Consider the following 17,118-nt stretch of genomic DNA (forward strand, 5'->3'; position numbering starts at 1 on the left):
ATTTCATTCTAAATTTATGATATGAAACAAATTCAAGATACATTGAGAATAATAGGAGCTATTTCAGCTATTGCCTTTGCAACATTACTTCTATTTCCCTCTTTATTTTTTCTAATAAAAGAACTAATAGAGTTTAGAAACGATAATTTACCAATAATTATGTGTTTTTTAGGTGGAATTGCTGGATATTTTGGTTTGTGGATGTTATTATCTAAAAATAAAAGTATAAAATTTAGAGTTTTAAATATTATTTTGTTGATTTTTGGAGTAAGCTCTTTTGTAGGCTTTACATCAATCACAGGAGGCGAAAGAGCTTGGAAATGGGTTTTAACTTTTGAAGAGTTAGATGAATGGTTTTTTATAGTTTATCTGTCTATAATTTTTATCTGTTTACTAACCTTAAATGTATTTTACCAAAAACTTGAATCTATTAAATAACTTATTACACTGGTGACTGATAACTGTTTACTGGTAACTGAAAAAACTATGGCAAAAATTCAAAATACATTCAAACATATTGAAGAAGAAAAAGAAATCAAAATTCCTACAAAACGAGGTTTTTGGAGAAATCTAGCTGAATGGGATTTTACCATCGACCAAGATTTTTTATTCAGAATTATGCCTTATGTTTTGTATGTTTCTTTTTTCGGAATTATCTATATTGCAAATCGTCATTATACAGAACGGGTAGTAAGAGAAGTTACACAGCTTCGTCAAGAAGTAGAAGAATATCAAATTGATTATCATGCGTTGCAAACTCGTTATGTGTATGATAGTAGAAGACAAATAGTAGCAAAAAAAGCTGAACGATTAGGCTTAAAAGAAAGAGAAAAACCATTAGTAAGAATATCAGAATGAAATTTCGATTACGAATTACGATAAAATACTATTCCTGTTTTAAGTCTAGTAGCCGTAATCCGTAATTAATTTAACGTAATCCGTAATTGATTCATGGCAAAAACAGGAATAAGAAAATATATACTCGCTCGTGTCCGAATCGCCTTTTTGGTGGTTGCATTGGTTGCTTTAGTGATTGTTTATAAAATGATGAACATTCAGATTGTAGAAGGCGAACGCTGGAGCAGCAAAGCAAGAGGCGTAGAGATGCGTGATGTACAACCCACTAGAGGAAGCATTTTAGCAGATGATGGAAGTCTTTTGGCTACGTCTTTGCCTTTCTATCGTGTTGCTATTGACCCAACAGTTGCAGACAGCAGTATTTTTGAAAGTGGAATTGATTCTTTAGGTATGCTCTTATCTAACTTTTTTGAAGAGAAAAGAGAACCTAGTTATTATGTAAATCTTCTACGAGAAGACCGTAAGAACAACAGAAAATACCATATTCTCAGTAAAGAACTTATTAGCCATGAAAAGTATAAAAAACTATCTCAATTTCCCATTTTTAGAGAAGGAAGAAACAAAGGAGGTGCAATTTACGAACAAGTCGATCAGCGTTTTTTACCTTTTAATGACCTTGCAAGACGTACAATAGGCTTTGTAACCGAAGAAGACTCTACACAATCTCTAAATGGTAGAGGTTTGGAATATAGCTTTAATAGCGAACTGCAAGGCGTTGCAGGAGAAGCACTTTACGAACTCATTGCAGGTGGTTTTTGGAAACCCGTTGATGATATGTCGCAAGTCAGACCCAAACCAGGGATTGATATTCAGACTACAATTGATATAAATCTGCAAGATACTGTTCATCAGATTTTACAAAACTATCTTCGTCAATACAAGGCAGAATATGGTTCAATTATTTTGATGGAAGTAGCAACAGGAGAAATAAAAGCACTTGTAAATTTAGGAATCAACTCAAACGGTTCGTACGTAGAAAACAATAATTATGCTGTCGGAGATATGGGACTTGCCGAACCAGGATCAACATTTAAGCTGATGTCTATGGCTGCTCTTTTTGAAGATGAAGAAATTCCGATTTCATTAGAAGATAGCGTACAGACAGGCGATGGAGTTCATAAATATTACGACGATGCAATTATGCGTGATGTTTCTGCACTTGGAAAGTTGAGTGTGCAAGAGATTTTTGAAAAATCGTCCAATGTTGGAATGTCGCTTTTGGTGTGGAAATATTTCCGTAAAAATCCTGAAAAGTATTATGAATATCTCAAAAAATTTGGTCTTTCTCGTCCGTTAGGTTTTCAAATGGCAGGAGAAGCACAACCATATATAAAATCTCCTTCTGATTCTTCATGGAGTGGAAGTACATTGCCTTGGATGTCTATTGGTTATGAGCTTAAATTATCTCCTCTCCAAACGCTTTCATTCTATAATACAGTGGCTAATAACGGCGTAATGGTTGAACCTATTATCGTAAGCCAAACCCGTCAAGCAGGAAAAACACTAAAAAGCTTTGATGCGAAAGTTTTGAATAATCAAACTATTTCAGAAAAGACAGTCAAGATTTTACAGACGATGCTTCGTGGTGCAGTAGAAAACGGAACTGCCAAAAAAATAGATACCAAAACTTATCAAATTGCAGGGAAAACAGGAACTGCCGAAAAGGTCAGAAATGGAGAATATACCGAAGACCACTACACCTCTTTTGCTGGTTATTTTCCTGCCGATAATCCAAAATACTCTTGTATTGTAATTATTGATGACCCAAAAACAGACAAGCGTTATGCTTCTGAAGTAGCTGCCCCAGTTTTTCGTAGAGTTTCAGATGTGGTGTATCAGCGTTATTTACACAAGCCACTTTCAGAAGTTGAGCCAACATCAATCGATAGTTTGAAAATGCGTTTGCCATTTATTCGTGCTGGTTATCGCCCAGATTTGGATTTGGTGTGTTCACAATTAGGCATCAAAACAGAAACACAAACAGCACAACAATGGGTAAAAACCAAAGTTGCTACTGATACAGTTATGTGGATAGACAATCAAGCTGCCGAGAGTCTTGTTCCTGATGTGCGTGGAATGCGCCTCCGTGATGCCCTTTATTTGTTGGAAAACTTAGGAATGAAAGTAGCCTTTGAAGGAAAAGGAAGAATTATATCACAATCTTTAAATCCGGGAGTAGCAATTCAGAAAGGAAAAACTATTTATTTGAAGTTGAAGGAGTAAGTGAGAAGTAGGATTTAGAAAATAGGAAGTAGAGAATAAATATTAGGTTTATTGTATTCAATTTTTAATTCCTTCTATTATTTCAAATTCTAAGTATTTCAACAAATTTATTTTATCTTCTATCGTTTCTTTTATTGAATTTTCAATCATTTGAATAGATAGTCTTGATTGTTTAAGAATTGCCTTTTTTAGAATATTAGTTACTCTTTTTGTGAGTTTTTCATCTTGCACAATAATTTTTGCTATTTCATATCCTAATGTTTCAATTCCTACTTGTTGATGAGACTTTTCATTGTCATACAAAAAATTATATTCATCCCAAATCAAATCAGTTTCCATATTTGGATAATGAAGCAAAATAGAATTTATATCTTTTGCATCTTTAATTCTTTCCTCTGGTCTATCATCAAAAGAAATCAGTTTCAATAAGACAATAGCAGGAAGAGAACAAATTTTCAATTTTTCATTTTCTATCTCAAATTCCTTCAATCCAAACTTATAAGTTTCCAAAAAACCATCTAAATTTAGTGTTGTAAGTCCTTTTCCCTCTATTTTCACTCTATCATCATTTTCTATTTCTCCAAAAGGAAGTAAATCTAGTTCTACATTATGAGGAGAAATTAGACAAAAAGCATTTGATGTTGTCTGTGTGTATTTATAGTTTTCTATCAGTTCTTTTTTTAAACTTTGATAACTCTCCTCATCTGAAATATAAACAGCAAAATCTACATCTCTTGTTCCTCTAGCTTCTTTTTCATTCGATACATACCAAATATTTCTAGCTAATGCTCCTATTGCAAAAAAGTCTATGTTCAATTTTTTACAAACTTTTCTCAAATCATTTATAACCTGCTTCAGAGATGAAGTTTGAAGTGCATTATAAAGTAGTTTTGACATAATCTTTTATATGTTTTTGAAATAATAATTGAGCTGTTTCTATATTTCTAGGAGTTGGATTGTCTAACAAATCAGCATAGACTAAGATAGGATGTACTGTAAGATATTTACTTGATTTTTCACTTTTCCAAAACTTTTCAATAAGCATAACATTTCCATTTTCAGAAGGAATAAGTCTATGTTCTTTAGACAATTCTAAAAAAGTATCTTCTGTATATAAATAAATATTCTCTGCAATTAAGTAATCTGTCAGAATTTGTGCAGCTAGTTCGCCTCCAATGCTATCCATTTTACCATTTTGTTTTACAGAATCAAATAATTCTTGCTTATTTTTAAGACTTTCATAGCTTTTCTGCTTGAGTTTTGGTCTAAGAACTTTATTAAAAAGTGTTACCCAGTCTTGAAATAATCTTTCCTTATCTTTAATAATATAATTCTTTTCACTTTCCTTAATGATATAGCTATCTCTCAATAATTCTTTAATCACTTTTCCAACTGTATGTATCGAAACAGTAGATTGCTCTGCTATATCTCTATATGATTTTGTAAGTAAATTTGGAACAGTCAGTAAATTATAAATTACCTTCAAACCTGCTGGAGAAAAAGCCTTATTTGTTTTTTTGAAATTATTTCTATTCGTTTTATTCGTTTCTATATAGATAAATAGGTTTTCTTTTTTTAAATAAAAATTTCCTGCTGCATCAAGATAAGAAATATTTTTATGTCTTAATTTTTCCTTTAATGGCTTTGAGATATAATCAGAAACAACTAATAGATTGGTTATTTTTTCATTTAATTTTATCAAATTAGACAAAACAGAAAGACTCAAATTATTTTTCATTTCAATATGAAACTCTTTAAAAGGTATTTCATTTAAGAATACTAATTTTCCATCAATTTGATAATTATCTTTTTGCAAAAACTCATATTCGATTTCATACTTGATATCAACAGATAAATTTTTGCCAAGATTTTCGATAGCCAAGTGTAAGAGGTCTTTATTCATAGTAATCAAATATACTTAATAATCAAATAACATACAATAAAATAAAACATACAATAAAATTTATAGTTTAACTGACATTTATCTCAAAAATAAAAAACCTCTCCAAAAGAAACATAAAGAATCTTTTGAGGAGGTTTCAATTAATAACAAATTCTATTTTAATTTGCTGAAGCAGTCAAAGCATTTTGCAAATTAATTTTTCCCCAACCGAAGTTTGAATTACGATTTGGATAATAACTTGCCGAAACTTTGAGTTTATTAAGCACTTGATTTCTTGTAAGATTTTTATTAGCAGACCAAACTAAAGTAGCCATTCCTGCTGTTTGAGCAGTTGCAACAGACGAACCTCCAACAGTCGCAGGAACATCACCAGACATAGCAAGTGTAAGAGGATGACGACCATTTGAAGCCTTTTCCATCACAACCACAAAATCCACTTTCGAACCGTCGTGGCAATTATCACAACGTTGCATATTATCTTTTACACCTGTTACAGCTACTGTTTCATCCATTGTAGCAGGAAAAATAACACCAAACCAACCCGAAGACCAACCAAACGAAGTTCCAGCAGCACAGAAAATCAGTACATTCCTATTATACGCATAACGAACTGCATCAGCAATTTGAGAGCTATTTGTAACTCTCCCCAAAGACATACTCGTAACACGAATATCAGAACGATTACCAGCAATTACATACGCATCAGAAACACCTTTTGCTTCTCTAGAGCCTTCAATAACTACATCTTCTGCTGCACGAACTGAAACTAAGTTTGCATTGTAAGCAATTCCTGCTGCATTTCCATCTGTTCCACGAGGAGCACCCAAAACACCAGTCATAGCCGTTCCGTGTCCACATCCATCATCTGGAGTTTCAGGACTACCAATAGGGATTCCCCAAAATGTATCTCTTGGAAGTGTTACCAATTTCTCCATTGTTCTGCCTTGCGAAAGTCCTTGATTGATGCCACTTCCGTAATTATCTTGTCCAAAACTCACACCTGTATCAATAATCATTGCTGTTATTCCACTTCCAGAAGCTGTGTTCCAAGCCTGAGAAACATTATGAAAATCATGATTCCAAGAAGCTTTTGTGTTAGGAGAGAAAGAAGTATAATCTACTCCACTTACAAGTCCGTTATTTGGATTGCTTCCATCGCAGCCACTACTAGAAAGTTCTCTATTGAGTTGCTGCCCCTTACTTACATTTGGCTCATAACCCATTGGTTCTGCATAACGAACAAAGTCAGACTTACGTAGAAACGCCAACGTATTCGGATTTTTAATGACAACATCTAAAACAGGAAGTGTATTTTCTTCAAAAGCAATTAGTTCTTCACGCTTCAAATCTGGATTTAGCTTTCTTTCTGATTCAAAAATCATATCCAAAACATAATTTTTAGCGTCGTTCCATTCGCCACTATTAATATCTATTTTATCAATAATAGTACGAATATCTTTATTCTGATTTTTAGGCTTAAAACCTACTGACAAAACTCCATCTGACTTAGAAAGAGCATTCCAAATAATTTGTTCTGACTGTGTGTTCCAATCAAAAGAACCTTCTTTTTTTACAGTTTGCCAAATATGATTATCTAACTCCGAACGATTGATAGTAGCATGTTCAATAGCCTGTTCTACAATAATTTCAGATTCATTCTGACAAGAGAACATCATAAAAGCTGCAATAGCTAGAGGCGAACAACGTCGAATGACTGACTTCGAATTGAAAAAATAAGTTTTCATTTTGTAAAAGGGTATTTATTGTTTGTGTGTTAAGTCAAAAAAAGTTAATTGACTGATTCTAAGAGCAAATATAAAAATATATTTTAAAAAAAGTGATGCAAGCCGAATATTTTTTCAAAAAAATCATTTTTTTCAAAATTTAATCCCTCTGCAATTGTATATTCATTCTTATTTTTATTCAACAAAAAGATTGATACATTAATCTTAATAATTTTATTCTATATTAGAATTTATGTTTTGTTTATGTCTAACATTTTCTCTAAAAAACCAGTTACTTCAAGTATGAGCAATACTTGATTTTATATAAAATCCATTTTTTCAACTTCCTTTTTATGCCTTTGTCTTCTATTTCTAAGCAAAATAAAATTCCTATTATGGTAGTAGGAAATCACGTTTACCCAAAATATCCTCCTCATTTATATTATTCTTCAGATACAGAAAAAGGCTATACACGTAAAAAGCAAGAAAAAAAATTTGTGTATTTGAGTACAAGAGGGAAACTCTTAAAAAGTGAACGAAAACTAAAAAGAATCGAAAAGTTAGTCATTCCTCCAGCATGGACAGAAGTATGGATTTGTAGAAATAAGAATGGGCATCTTCAAGCTGTGGGCAGAGATGAGCGCAACCGAAAACAGTCTATTTATCATCCAGATTGGAAAGAGTATAGAAACAAAACGAAATTTTTGAAAATTCAAGAGTTTGGTTATGAGTTACCCAAACTTCGAAAAGCAATTACGAAAGACCTTCATAAAAAACATTGGAATAAAGAAAAAGTAGTTGCCTTAGCTATTGAGCTTATGCAAGAAGGCTTGTTACGAATTGGTAGCGACCGTTATCTCAACTCAAATAGAACCTACGGACTTACGACGCTTCGGAGAAAACATATTAAGATTGATGAAGAAGTAAAAAACAAAATTTCACTTTGCTACAAAGCCAAAAGTAACAAGACAAGAACGGTTAGTCTTTCAAATAAATCTCTTATCAAAAAATTAAAAGAGTGTGCTGCTCTTTCTGGACAAGAACTTTTTAGATACAAAGATGAAAACAAGAAATGGCATCGCATCAATTCACAAGATGTAAATGATTATTTAGACCAAAAAATGAAAAGTCATTTTACTGCCAAAACTTTCCGTACTTGGGGAGGAAGTGTTTTGACTTTAGAGCTTTTTGAAGAGGCAAAAAAAGAATTAGCAGAGAATCAACGCAAGAAATTAGAGACTATTTTGGTAAGAAAAGTAGCCAAGAAATTGGGTAATACTATTTCAGTTTGTAGAAGTTATTATATCCATCCAGAAGTTTTGAGCGAAGTTTTGACAAAATCAACAGAAGAAATAGAACAACAAACAGAAAAATTCTTACAACAAAAAAGTAAAGAAGAAACAGAATTTGCAAAATCTTTTTCTTCTTCTTTAGATGAATATTCTAAATATGAATTGCAACTTTTAGCTATTTTGGAAAAATCAGCACAAAAAACACACGAGGAATTATTATAAAATATGACTTATGCTATAAAAGTTGTTACCCGATTTTTTCCAAATGATTTTCTAAATAAACCTCGTCAATGAGTGTATAAACTAAATTACCCTTATTAGAAACCTGTAATTCCATTGCACCAGCATCAGAAAGTGAATCCAAAATTTCTTTTGTTTCATCAATTGGCGTGTTGGTTTGTAGCGCAACTTGTGTTGGTGTTAGTTGTCCATGATTTTGAACAGCTAAATATAGAATATCTAATTGTTTCTTTTGGAAAAGCTCCTTTTTTTGCTGTTTATGAAGACGAACTGTATTCCAACCCGAAGCAGCAGCAATACTTCCTGCACTTAGAAAACCTAGTATCAAATCTATATCTCCAGAACCTAAAAACTCTCCCAAAACAGCAACACTAACAAAAGAAGAAACACCTCCAGTGATAGCAGAAGCGACTTTGAATAATTGATTTTTGAAACCCATGACCGTATTTTTTTAGAAAGATGATAATTGGTAGAATGTAATAATTAAGATACGGTTATTTTTTGGAATAAGATATGAGAAAATTATTTTTTAAAAGATTTTAGTATAAATTCTTTTATTTTTTTTGATATAATCTCCACCAAGGCGTATTCGGACTGTCGTGGTGTTCGTAGTGATAACCAAAAAAATAACATGAAATAAATGCCCAAACATGGTTTTTTTTCTGACTTCTTGAATGGTGTTTGTTGTCAGGTGCGTGTCTGTGAGGTAAATATGTCCCAAAATAAAAAAGCTGAAATGTAGCCACCACCGAAGGAATCATCCAATAAAAAATAACATTTTCTATCGGAAAAATAAGTTTCAAAATATTATAAGTAATCGCCATCAAGACAATCTGAATAATGGTAATATAGTTTTTTGCAAAATTAAAATACCAAATCCAAAAGTTTCCGTGATGAAAATCGGGGTCTTGCTCTGTGGCTACAAAACGATGATGTTCGTGGTGTTTTTTGAGTAATCTTGGGTAATAATTGAAGGCAAAAAGTCCTGTTGCAATCGTTCCGATAGTGTTATTTACTTTTGTATTTTTCGAAACGGTGTGGTGCATTGCATCATGTGCCGTAATGAAAATTCCTGTATAAAGATGAGTTTGAATAAGAAAAAACAGATAGGTAAGAGGATTGTACCAGTTTATTTCATAGACACTAAGCAAAAACCCAAGACTAAGAAGCCAAAGCGTAATAACTGTAATTCCGATATATGTTCCTTTTTGATTCATTTTGAAATACTGTAACTGATTAGCGAGTGATTTATATGATTTGGCTGCGCCGAGCTATTGGTTTTATGATGAAAGGCAGGATGAATACGAAATACTTTTCTTAATTGAATAAGTTTTTTAGTTTGTAGATAATGGTTTGTTTATTTTGAGTCTTTTTTTTAGTTTCTATGAACTTAGAACCTTCTTTTGGTTTGGTGTCAAACTTTCTACCATTTATTTCACCTCTAGTTATATTCTTAATAATCTTTAAGATTTTCTTTTCAGTGCCTTCTTCTACATCTCCTTCTAATTTAATATATCCAATTTTTATCTTAGACAACTCTTTAGGCAATCTTATAGCATCTCTAAATTGTAAACTCAAGGCATGAATACTTTGAAACTCTAGTATTTCTGAAGGGAAATTTCCGATATTTCCATAAAACAAAGTACTCCACCCTTCATTTCTCTTTGGTAATTGCGTTATTTCTTTCCTCTTTCGAATAATACTCCATTCTATAACAGGACGTAAGGACAAATCAGTTGCATTCTGTTCTAATCCAAAAAAACCTGCTAAAAATTCTTTTGGTATATCTATGCTTTCTATCCCTCCTAGAACTCTATGAATAAAAGGAACATTTACGATTTGAGGAGGCAAGTCGTCAATACCAGATAAACCCATTTCAAATAAATCTTTTTTATATCCATTTTGATAATATGGAAAGAAACGAACAATCCAACCATCTAATATTGTAGGACTGCCATATTCATTAAGAGTATGCTGTTTAAACATATTCATCCAGAACTGTTTATTCCTTTTTCCATTTACAGTTTCTTTTATCTCCTCAAGAATAGGTAATAGTTCATTTATCCACCAATCAAGCTCATAAATAGCTATTTTTTTAGATTTATCAATTACCTTTTGCCAGTCATCTGCTGTCCCCTCTAACGTGATTTGAGGGATTCCACAAACAAAAGTTACAAATGTATATTCAAAATAAGGCTGAAAAGCATTCAAAACTATAATCTGACTTACAATTTTTTCAGTTAGTGAAGTCGTACTAAAATCTGCTGTAAGGTTATTTATCAAATCCTCTCCTACGTGTTTGGCTACTTCGCCATTCATTTCATCAATAGATTTTTCCCATTCTGCTTTTAAAATTGTCTTGTCTGTTGCTAATAAATTATCATTTTCAATTACCAATTCTTTTTTTCCTTCAAAATCAACAAACAAATGACGGAGTTTTTCAGCATTTACTTCTACGTGCTTCGAAAAACCTTGACAAATCAGCAACCAAATCATATCAGGCGACAAAATAAAAGGACGATGCTCGGCATAAGCGACCTGCATTCCCTTCAAAAAAGAATGTGTTCCAAAACTGACAAACTCTTTTCCATCAGCCGAACCAATAATTGTTTCTTCTGAAAACTGCTTACTAATCTGCTCAAAAGAAATTTCTTTTAAAGGTTTTTTAGCTCGTTTTAGTTGTTCTACTTCGAAGGTTATGGAGGCTTTTTGATTCATTTTTGAAATACTGTAACTGATTAGCGAGTGATTTATATGATTTTTATGATGAAAGGCAGGATGAATGCAAAATACTTTTTTTTAAGAGAAATTAAACTGGTAACTGGTTACTATTTACTGGTAACTGATTAATTACTATTTGCTGATTTCACTTCCTCAAACTTGACATACTCGCCTACATTATCAAAGTCATATTTTTTACCTTCTTGAATGTTTTTTGTGGGAGGAGTTTCTACACGGATTTCCCCTTCTGGGCGAATATCATTTTGTGTTTCGTACTGTTTTTGTGCTTGTTTTTGGACTTTTCGCAATAAAATTTTAGCCAAAAACTTCATTATCTTATCTGAAAAGGCATATAAAACATATAAAATAATGACCGAAATAATAAGAAATTTCATAATGAATGAAAATTGGGAGTTAGGAAATAGGAACTGATAATGATAACTAATAAATTATAAAATCGTTTTACAAAAATCCATAATCTGTGAAGTTGCACCTGTGTTTTGAATAACGTATTCTCTCGTGATTTCGTTAATCTGTTCTCTAAAATACTCGTCTGTAAAAAGGTTTTTTAATAATTCTTCTAATTCTTTTTGATTGGAAACAGCAAAAGCTCCCTTTTTTTCTAGTAAATCAGTTGCTTCTTTGAAGTTTTGATACTTTTTATTTCCAAAAATAATAGGCATTCCAAAAGTAGCAGCTTCTAAAATATTGTGTAACCCTTTTCCAAAAGCACCACCAATATAAGCCACATAACCATAGCTATAAATCGAAGATAAAAGCCCAATATTATCAATAATCAAAACATCAGCTTTCTGTAATTTTTGAATGCTATTTTTATCTTCCAAATTAACTTTCGAATAACGCTGACTTTTCAAAAAACTAAAGGCTTGTTCTATGTGCTGAATATCAGATTCTGCAATGTTATGAGGTGCGATGACTAATTTTATTCTTGCAATCTCATCGTTAGTTTTGTGTTTGAAATTAGCTTCATTTTCCAACTTGCTCTTTACCATACTCTTACACGTCGGAGCAAGAAGGTCAATATCCTCTTTCCAAGAACTTCCTATTACCAAAACTTTATCTTGTCCAATAAACTTTTCTAAAATGGGTAGCTCTTTTTGCTGTGAAACAATAGTTGCTACTCTATCAAAACGAGTATCTCCTGTGATGCTGACATTCTGAATATTTATGCTTTCTAATAGTTTTTTGGAAGATTCGTTTTGCACAAAAAAGTGTGTAAAACGCCTAAGCATCTTTTCAGAAAATGTATTGCCCTTAAAAAAATGTTGTTCTGCTCTGAAAATTGTAGAAACAGAAAAAAGTGGAATATTACGTCTCCAAGTTTCTTCAATGAAATGATGCCAAAACTCATACTTTACAAAAAAGACAACTTTTGGTTTTACAGTTTTGATAAAAAACTCAGCATTTTTCTTTGTATCTATTGGTAGGTAAGTAATTATACCAGCTTTATCATAGTTTTTACGAATTTCATAGCCACTTGGAGAAAAGAACGTCAGAAGAATTTTATAATGAGGATATTCTTCTTTGAAAGCTTCTATTAATGGTCTTCCTTGTTCAAACTCACCCAAAGATGCACAATGAAACCACGCCACAGGCTGCTTTATTTTTTTAAATTTTTCTTGCAGTTCTGTTTTCCAATTTTTCCGTCCTTCTTTAAACAAACTTGCTTTTTCAAGGAAAGGGGCAGCTATTTTTATTCCCTGCCAATATCCCCACAAAGAAGCATCATAAAGCCAACTTTTCATTTTTTCAAATTCTAAACCCTTAGGGTTTGAGTTCTATTTTATACCTTCAAAAAACTTTCAATTTCTGTTATCAGTTCTGGAATTGCTTCCAAATTAAGTGTATGTCCTTTTTTAGATAACAATTTAAAACTCGCATTCGGAAGTGCATCAACGATATTTTGTCCCATTTGAGGAGTTGTCAAGATGTCTTGTTCTCCGTGAATAACTTTTACTTGAACAGATACAGACTTTAGTTTCTCTCTATAATCTGTACTATTTTCTGTTGCGTCCATCAATTTCATCAGAGAATCTGAAGTGATTTTGTTTTGTAATCGTGCATTCTGAATATCTTGAATGGGAATAAGAGGACTAAAAAAATAATCCTGTCCCAAAACAGCAGGTAACATCACATCTAACATCAATTCATAACCACCAGACAAAAGCGCACTTCGCCAACTGTTTCCGATAAAATCAAAATACGGCGTTCGGTGTGCAAAGGTAGAAAGCAAAACGGCTTTTTCAATGTTTTTAGGATAATTTACCAAAAGTCGCATCGCCACAGCCCCCCCATACGAAATACCGATAGGAACAATTCGCTTTGCATTTACTTTTTCCAAAACTTGTTGAACATCGGCAGCGTGCTGTTCAAAACTTCTATACTCACCTTTTTGGTCAGATTGTCCTTGAAAAATTTGGTCTATCAAAACAATATTAAACTGATTTTTAAGAACCTGTACTATCGGAAACCAAGAAAGTGTCGATTGAGAAAGCCCGTTTAAGAAGACAAGTGTGTATTTGCTCTCATCAATAAAATGATGTTCATAATACATGGAAAGACCATCTGGAAGTTTTAATTTCATTGTTTTTAGTTATGTGTCGTTGGTAAGGACACCAACAACGGCGATAGTGTTAATTTCTATTCAGACAAGATGTCTGAACTACTTTATGCTTCCATTTTACCAAAAAAATAATTTCCCACTGCATTTTTGTCATTAGAAAGATAAAACTCTCTAAAGCAAAAAATAACTTCTAAATGAGAAAGAAAACCATCATTGTTTGCATCCATTTTTGAAAATGCTTCTTCTGCATATTCTTCCGACTGCTTACAGAGCTTGTAAAAGTGGGTAAATTCTTTCTTATCCCAACACTTATCCTTATCCAAATCTATCAAATGAAACAAACTTTCAATAAATGGATAGACATATCGCTGATAAGAAGACGAATCTGCAACCAAAACTTCGTGAACCTCTACAAACTCTTCTAAACTAATTTTACCATCTCCGTTTTCATCGGCTGCATCAATAAGTTGCTTCCAAAACCGATGAAACATTTGTTGCAAACGCTTTTGATGTGCTTGTTCGTTTTCATCTTCCGAAACAGCCAAATTATCAACAATTTGGTCTAATTCTTTGGGTTCAATAAAGCCATCTCCGTTTCTATCAAAGAAATGAAATAAATGAGTCATTTTCTTTTTTTGGAAGTTAGTAAGCATAAATGTAGGGGATATTTTGGTATTTCAATTTTTTATTGAAAATACAGATATTTTTTTGAGTGTCCAAAATTTGACACAAAATTACATCATTCCATTTCCCCAATATCCATTTCCCCCTTTATTTTACTTTTTTCACCCAAGTTACAAATTTCTGCATTTCTTCAGTTTCCATGAGTTTTTCCTTTGTGTTGTATTTTTCGCCTAGCGTTTTTTCATCCCAAAATTTGTGGATTGTTGAGTGGCATTTTCTACAAACCATAATTCCTCGTTTTTTCATTTCTTCTTTTCCAAATTTTCTCAAAAAAGGTTTCTTTCGGTGCATTTTTCTAGGAATAAGATGATGAAAGCTAAGTCTTTTTTCTCTCTCACAAAGCTCACATTTCTCGCCTTCTTCTTGTTCTAAGTTTGGGTATTTCGAATAATCTATCTCATAATCGCTCATCTTTTTCTATAATTTTAGTGATTGTTTTTTACATAAACGCTTATTTTTTGTTTGAGGTTCTTTTTCGCTTATTTTTGTGTTATGTGCTACAGTAAGGATACACCACATCAAGATTCTAACCTATGAGAGAAGTAATTTATTTTAGTACAAAGAAACAGTTAGATAAGGAAAGTTTTGAAGCCTTCTTAGCGAGTATTTTCCAGTTTAATGACTTTTGCTGGACTCCGAACTTTTACTCATACGCATCTGAAAATGAAATTGATCATTTCAAAACCTACATTTCATTTGATACTTCCTATGAAGGATATAAGTATCATTATTCAGTTTTTAATAATGATGCCATAGAAATTCCAATCAAAAACAGAGTTCAAACTCTAAAAAAACTCTCTGCAAAAGTAAATATTGAAATCCTTTCAACAGATGACGAGGTTGCTCCTTTCAGTTGGGTATTGATTGAACCTAATGGACAGACTTCAACAATTCAAACAAAATTGATAGATGATTTAATTATGGACGGTTACTACAATTTCCCATTTGGTGATTTTAGAGTTACTGAACCATTAACGGAAAAAGAGCAAACAACTTTAAAAGAGATTATAAAAGATATTTATCCTAATGTCTTGATTGAACATTCGACTGACAGACAAATTATTAACGAAGACTTTAATAAAGTAAAAAGTAACTATCAAAATTTAAAAAAATTCAACAATCACTATGAAATTCGCCCAATCGGAAAAAACGAATGGATTGATAGAGAAGAGAAGTCAATTCAGTTTGTTTTATTGATGAAAAAGTTTCGAGTATATCTTCAAAAGGATATTTGTGTTTTCCCAAGAAATTTTAGTGAAGTAAAAAATATTGAAGGAGGAAGTGACAGTGAAGAGCATTGTATACTTCTGACTGCTTTAGGACAAGAAAAAATAATCTATAAAGAGCGTAGAAAATCATGGTTAAAATTTCAGTGATTGTTTTTTACATAAATGCTTATTTTTTGTTTGAGGTTCTTTTTCGTTTATTTTTGTATCATAAGTAGCAGACACTTTCCAAGTGTCGTTGAAATACTACATAATCCAAACACACTTTTCTATGACAACTATTCCAACTTCTTCAACTACTAGCGATAATTCAATCAATCATTTACAAAACAAAAAAATACTTTTGGGTGTCTGTGGAAGTATTTCGGCTTATAAATCGGCTCTTTTGGTGCGCCTTTTAGTCAAGCAAGGCTGCGAAGTACAAGTCATTATGACAAAATCAGCAAGTGATTTTATTACACCTCTTACTCTTGCTACGCTTTCAAAAAAGCCTGTTTTGATTGATTTTATCAAAAATAAAGAAGGAGTTTGGAATAATCATGTTGATTTGGGACTTTGGGCAGATGCTTTTGTTGTTGCTCCTGCTTCTGAAAATACGATTGCAAAACTAGCGAGTGGACTTTGTGATAATTTGCTTTCTGCAACCTATTTATCGGCTCGTTGTCCTGTTTTTGTTGCTCCTGCAATGGATTTGGATATGTATCAGCATCCTTCAACTTTGCGAAATTTGGAGTATCTAAAAAGCTATGGAAATATTTTGATTGAGGCAACTCATGGAGAACTTGCCAGTGGACTTATAGGGCAAGGAAGACTAGAAGAACCTGAAAATATTGTTACTTTTTTGAATGATTTTTTTGAGAATTATAAACAAGAGAAAGCTGTTACGAAAGAAATAGAACCTCCTTATTTGCCATTAAAAGGAAAAAAACTAACACTTACAGCAGGAGCAACTCGTGAAGCTATCGATCCTGTTCGTTATCTGACTAATCATTCTTCTGGAAAAATGGGGTATGCTATTGCAACAGAAGCACAAAAATTAGGGGCAGAGGTTACGCTTATTTCTAGTTCGAATCTACACGTTCCAGAAAATGTAAATGTAGTAAAAGTAGGCTCGGCAGATGAAATGCTTTTGGGTGTAGAGGAGACTTTCCAAGAAACAGATATTTTTATTTTTGCTGCTGCTGTGGCTGATTATCGCCCTTTAGAAGTAGCCACGCAGAAAATAAAGAAAAAAGAAGGAGTAGAAAATATGACAATTGAGCTTACCAAAAATCCAGATATTGCAGCAACAGTTGGTGCAAAAAAACAAAGCAGTCAGTTTTTGGTAGGGTTTGCACTTGAAACGAATAATGAACTAGAAAATGCTCAATCAAAACTCAAAAAGAAAAATCTAGATATGATTGTTCTTAATTCTTTACAAGAAAAAGGGGCAGGTTTTGGACACGATACTAACAAAATTAGTATCATTGATGTGAAAGGTAAAATAGATTTTGAATTAAAATCAAAAACTGAAGTAGCTCAAGATATTCTGAAAACAATTATTGAAAAGCTAGATTTGAGAAAAAATCCTGTTTTAGATGAAATAGAGGAAGAGGTAAAAGAAGAAATCAAAAAGCCTATTACTCCCAAGAAATTTGAAATTAACAAGAAAGAAAATTTTTAA

Annotated in this window: 17 protein-coding genes; 6 read left to right on the forward strand and 11 right to left on the reverse strand. The window is 32.3% G+C overall.

The window, feature by feature from the left end:
* Window positions 1–21 precede the first annotated feature (21 nt).
* From WAF17_RS09055 to WAF17_RS09065, 3 genes are all read left to right on the forward strand, one after another.
* The gene (locus WAF17_RS09055) at window positions 22–438 is read left to right on the forward strand and encodes a hypothetical protein (RefSeq protein WP_338769040.1); all 417 of its coding nucleotides are present in this window, start codon (window positions 22–24) and stop codon (window positions 436–438) included.
* Between the two features lie 48 nt (window positions 439–486).
* Window positions 487–858, forward strand: a complete 372-nt coding sequence (locus tag WAF17_RS09060; protein WP_338769041.1) for an FtsL-like putative cell division protein — start codon at window positions 487–489, stop codon at window positions 856–858.
* Between the two features lie 93 nt (window positions 859–951).
* Window positions 952–3,081, forward strand: a complete 2,130-nt coding sequence (locus WAF17_RS09065) for a penicillin-binding protein (RefSeq protein ID WP_338769042.1) — start codon at window positions 952–954, stop codon at window positions 3,079–3,081.
* A 57-nt stretch (window positions 3,082–3,138) separates the two neighbouring features.
* Here WAF17_RS09065 and WAF17_RS09070 read toward each other — a convergent pair whose 3' ends face one another.
* The 3 genes from WAF17_RS09070 to WAF17_RS09080 form a co-directional block, all read right to left on the reverse strand.
* Complete coding sequence (locus tag WAF17_RS09070) at window positions 3,139–3,978, reverse strand: hypothetical protein (protein WP_338769044.1); 840 nt, start codon at window positions 3,976–3,978, stop codon at window positions 3,139–3,141.
* The gene (locus WAF17_RS09075) at window positions 3,959–4,984 is read right to left on the reverse strand and encodes a type IV toxin-antitoxin system AbiEi family antitoxin (RefSeq protein WP_338769046.1); all 1,026 of its coding nucleotides are present in this window, start codon (window positions 4,982–4,984) and stop codon (window positions 3,959–3,961) included. Before WAF17_RS09075 ends, WAF17_RS09070 begins: the two co-directional genes overlap by 20 nt.
* A 158-nt stretch (window positions 4,985–5,142) precedes the next feature.
* Window positions 5,143–6,729 (reverse strand): S8/S53 family peptidase, encoded by a 1,587-nt coding sequence (locus WAF17_RS09080; protein ID WP_338769048.1) that lies wholly within the window; start codon window positions 6,727–6,729, stop codon window positions 5,143–5,145.
* A gap of 332 nt (window positions 6,730–7,061) precedes the next feature.
* Between WAF17_RS09080 and WAF17_RS09085 the strand changes: the two genes are divergently transcribed.
* Window positions 7,062–8,222, forward strand: a complete 1,161-nt coding sequence (locus WAF17_RS09085; protein WP_338769051.1) for a DNA topoisomerase IB — start codon at window positions 7,062–7,064, stop codon at window positions 8,220–8,222.
* Window positions 8,223–8,247: 25 nt separating this feature from the next.
* Here WAF17_RS09085 and WAF17_RS09090 read toward each other — a convergent pair whose 3' ends face one another.
* The 8 genes from WAF17_RS09090 to WAF17_RS09125 all read right to left on the reverse strand — a co-directional run bounded on the left by WAF17_RS09090 (window position 8,248) and on the right by WAF17_RS09125 (window position 14,640).
* The gene (locus WAF17_RS09090; protein ID WP_338769054.1) at window positions 8,248–8,679 is read right to left on the reverse strand and encodes a hypothetical protein; all 432 of its coding nucleotides are present in this window, start codon (window positions 8,677–8,679) and stop codon (window positions 8,248–8,250) included.
* Window positions 8,680–8,794: 115 nt separating this feature from the next.
* The gene (locus tag WAF17_RS09095) at window positions 8,795–9,457 is read right to left on the reverse strand and encodes a fatty acid desaturase (protein ID WP_338769058.1); all 663 of its coding nucleotides are present in this window, start codon (window positions 9,455–9,457) and stop codon (window positions 8,795–8,797) included.
* 100 nt (window positions 9,458–9,557) lie between these two features.
* On the reverse strand, window positions 9,558–10,958 hold the full coding sequence (locus WAF17_RS09100) for a DUF4419 domain-containing protein (protein ID WP_338769061.1): 1,401 nt from the start codon (window positions 10,956–10,958) through the stop codon (window positions 9,558–9,560).
* A gap of 128 nt (window positions 10,959–11,086) precedes the next feature.
* Window positions 11,087–11,356 carry a hypothetical protein gene (locus WAF17_RS09105; protein WP_338769064.1) on the reverse strand — a complete coding sequence of 90 codons (270 nt, stop codon included), beginning with the start codon at window positions 11,354–11,356 and terminating at the stop codon, window positions 11,087–11,089.
* 54 nt (window positions 11,357–11,410) lie between these two features.
* Window positions 11,411–12,727 (reverse strand): glycosyltransferase N-terminal domain-containing protein, encoded by a 1,317-nt coding sequence (locus WAF17_RS09110; RefSeq protein ID WP_338769067.1) that lies wholly within the window; start codon window positions 12,725–12,727, stop codon window positions 11,411–11,413.
* A 38-nt stretch (window positions 12,728–12,765) separates the two neighbouring features.
* A complete protein-coding gene (locus WAF17_RS09115; protein WP_338769070.1) occupies window positions 12,766–13,566 on the reverse strand; it encodes an alpha/beta hydrolase in 801 nt (266 codons plus the stop codon).
* Window positions 13,567–13,649: 83 nt separating this feature from the next.
* Window positions 13,650–14,198, reverse strand: a complete 549-nt coding sequence (locus WAF17_RS09120) for an EF-hand domain-containing protein (protein WP_338769073.1) — start codon at window positions 14,196–14,198, stop codon at window positions 13,650–13,652.
* Window positions 14,199–14,316: 118 nt separating this feature from the next.
* On the reverse strand, window positions 14,317–14,640 hold the full coding sequence (locus WAF17_RS09125) for a hypothetical protein (RefSeq protein ID WP_338769076.1): 324 nt from the start codon (window positions 14,638–14,640) through the stop codon (window positions 14,317–14,319).
* Between the two features lie 122 nt (window positions 14,641–14,762).
* Between WAF17_RS09125 and WAF17_RS09130 the strand changes: the two genes are divergently transcribed.
* Window positions 14,763–15,605: a hypothetical protein gene (locus WAF17_RS09130; RefSeq protein WP_338769079.1), complete on the forward strand. Its 843-nt coding sequence runs from the start codon at window positions 14,763–14,765 to the stop codon at window positions 15,603–15,605.
* Window positions 15,606–15,726: 121 nt separating this feature from the next.
* On the forward strand, window positions 15,727–17,118 hold the full coding sequence (gene coaBC / locus WAF17_RS09135) for a bifunctional phosphopantothenoylcysteine decarboxylase/phosphopantothenate--cysteine ligase CoaBC (RefSeq protein ID WP_338769082.1): 1,392 nt from the start codon (window positions 15,727–15,729) through the stop codon (window positions 17,116–17,118).

This window comes from Bernardetia sp. ABR2-2B (assembly GCF_037126435.1).
Taxonomy (GTDB): Bacteria; Bacteroidota; Bacteroidia; order Cytophagales; family Bernardetiaceae; genus Bernardetia.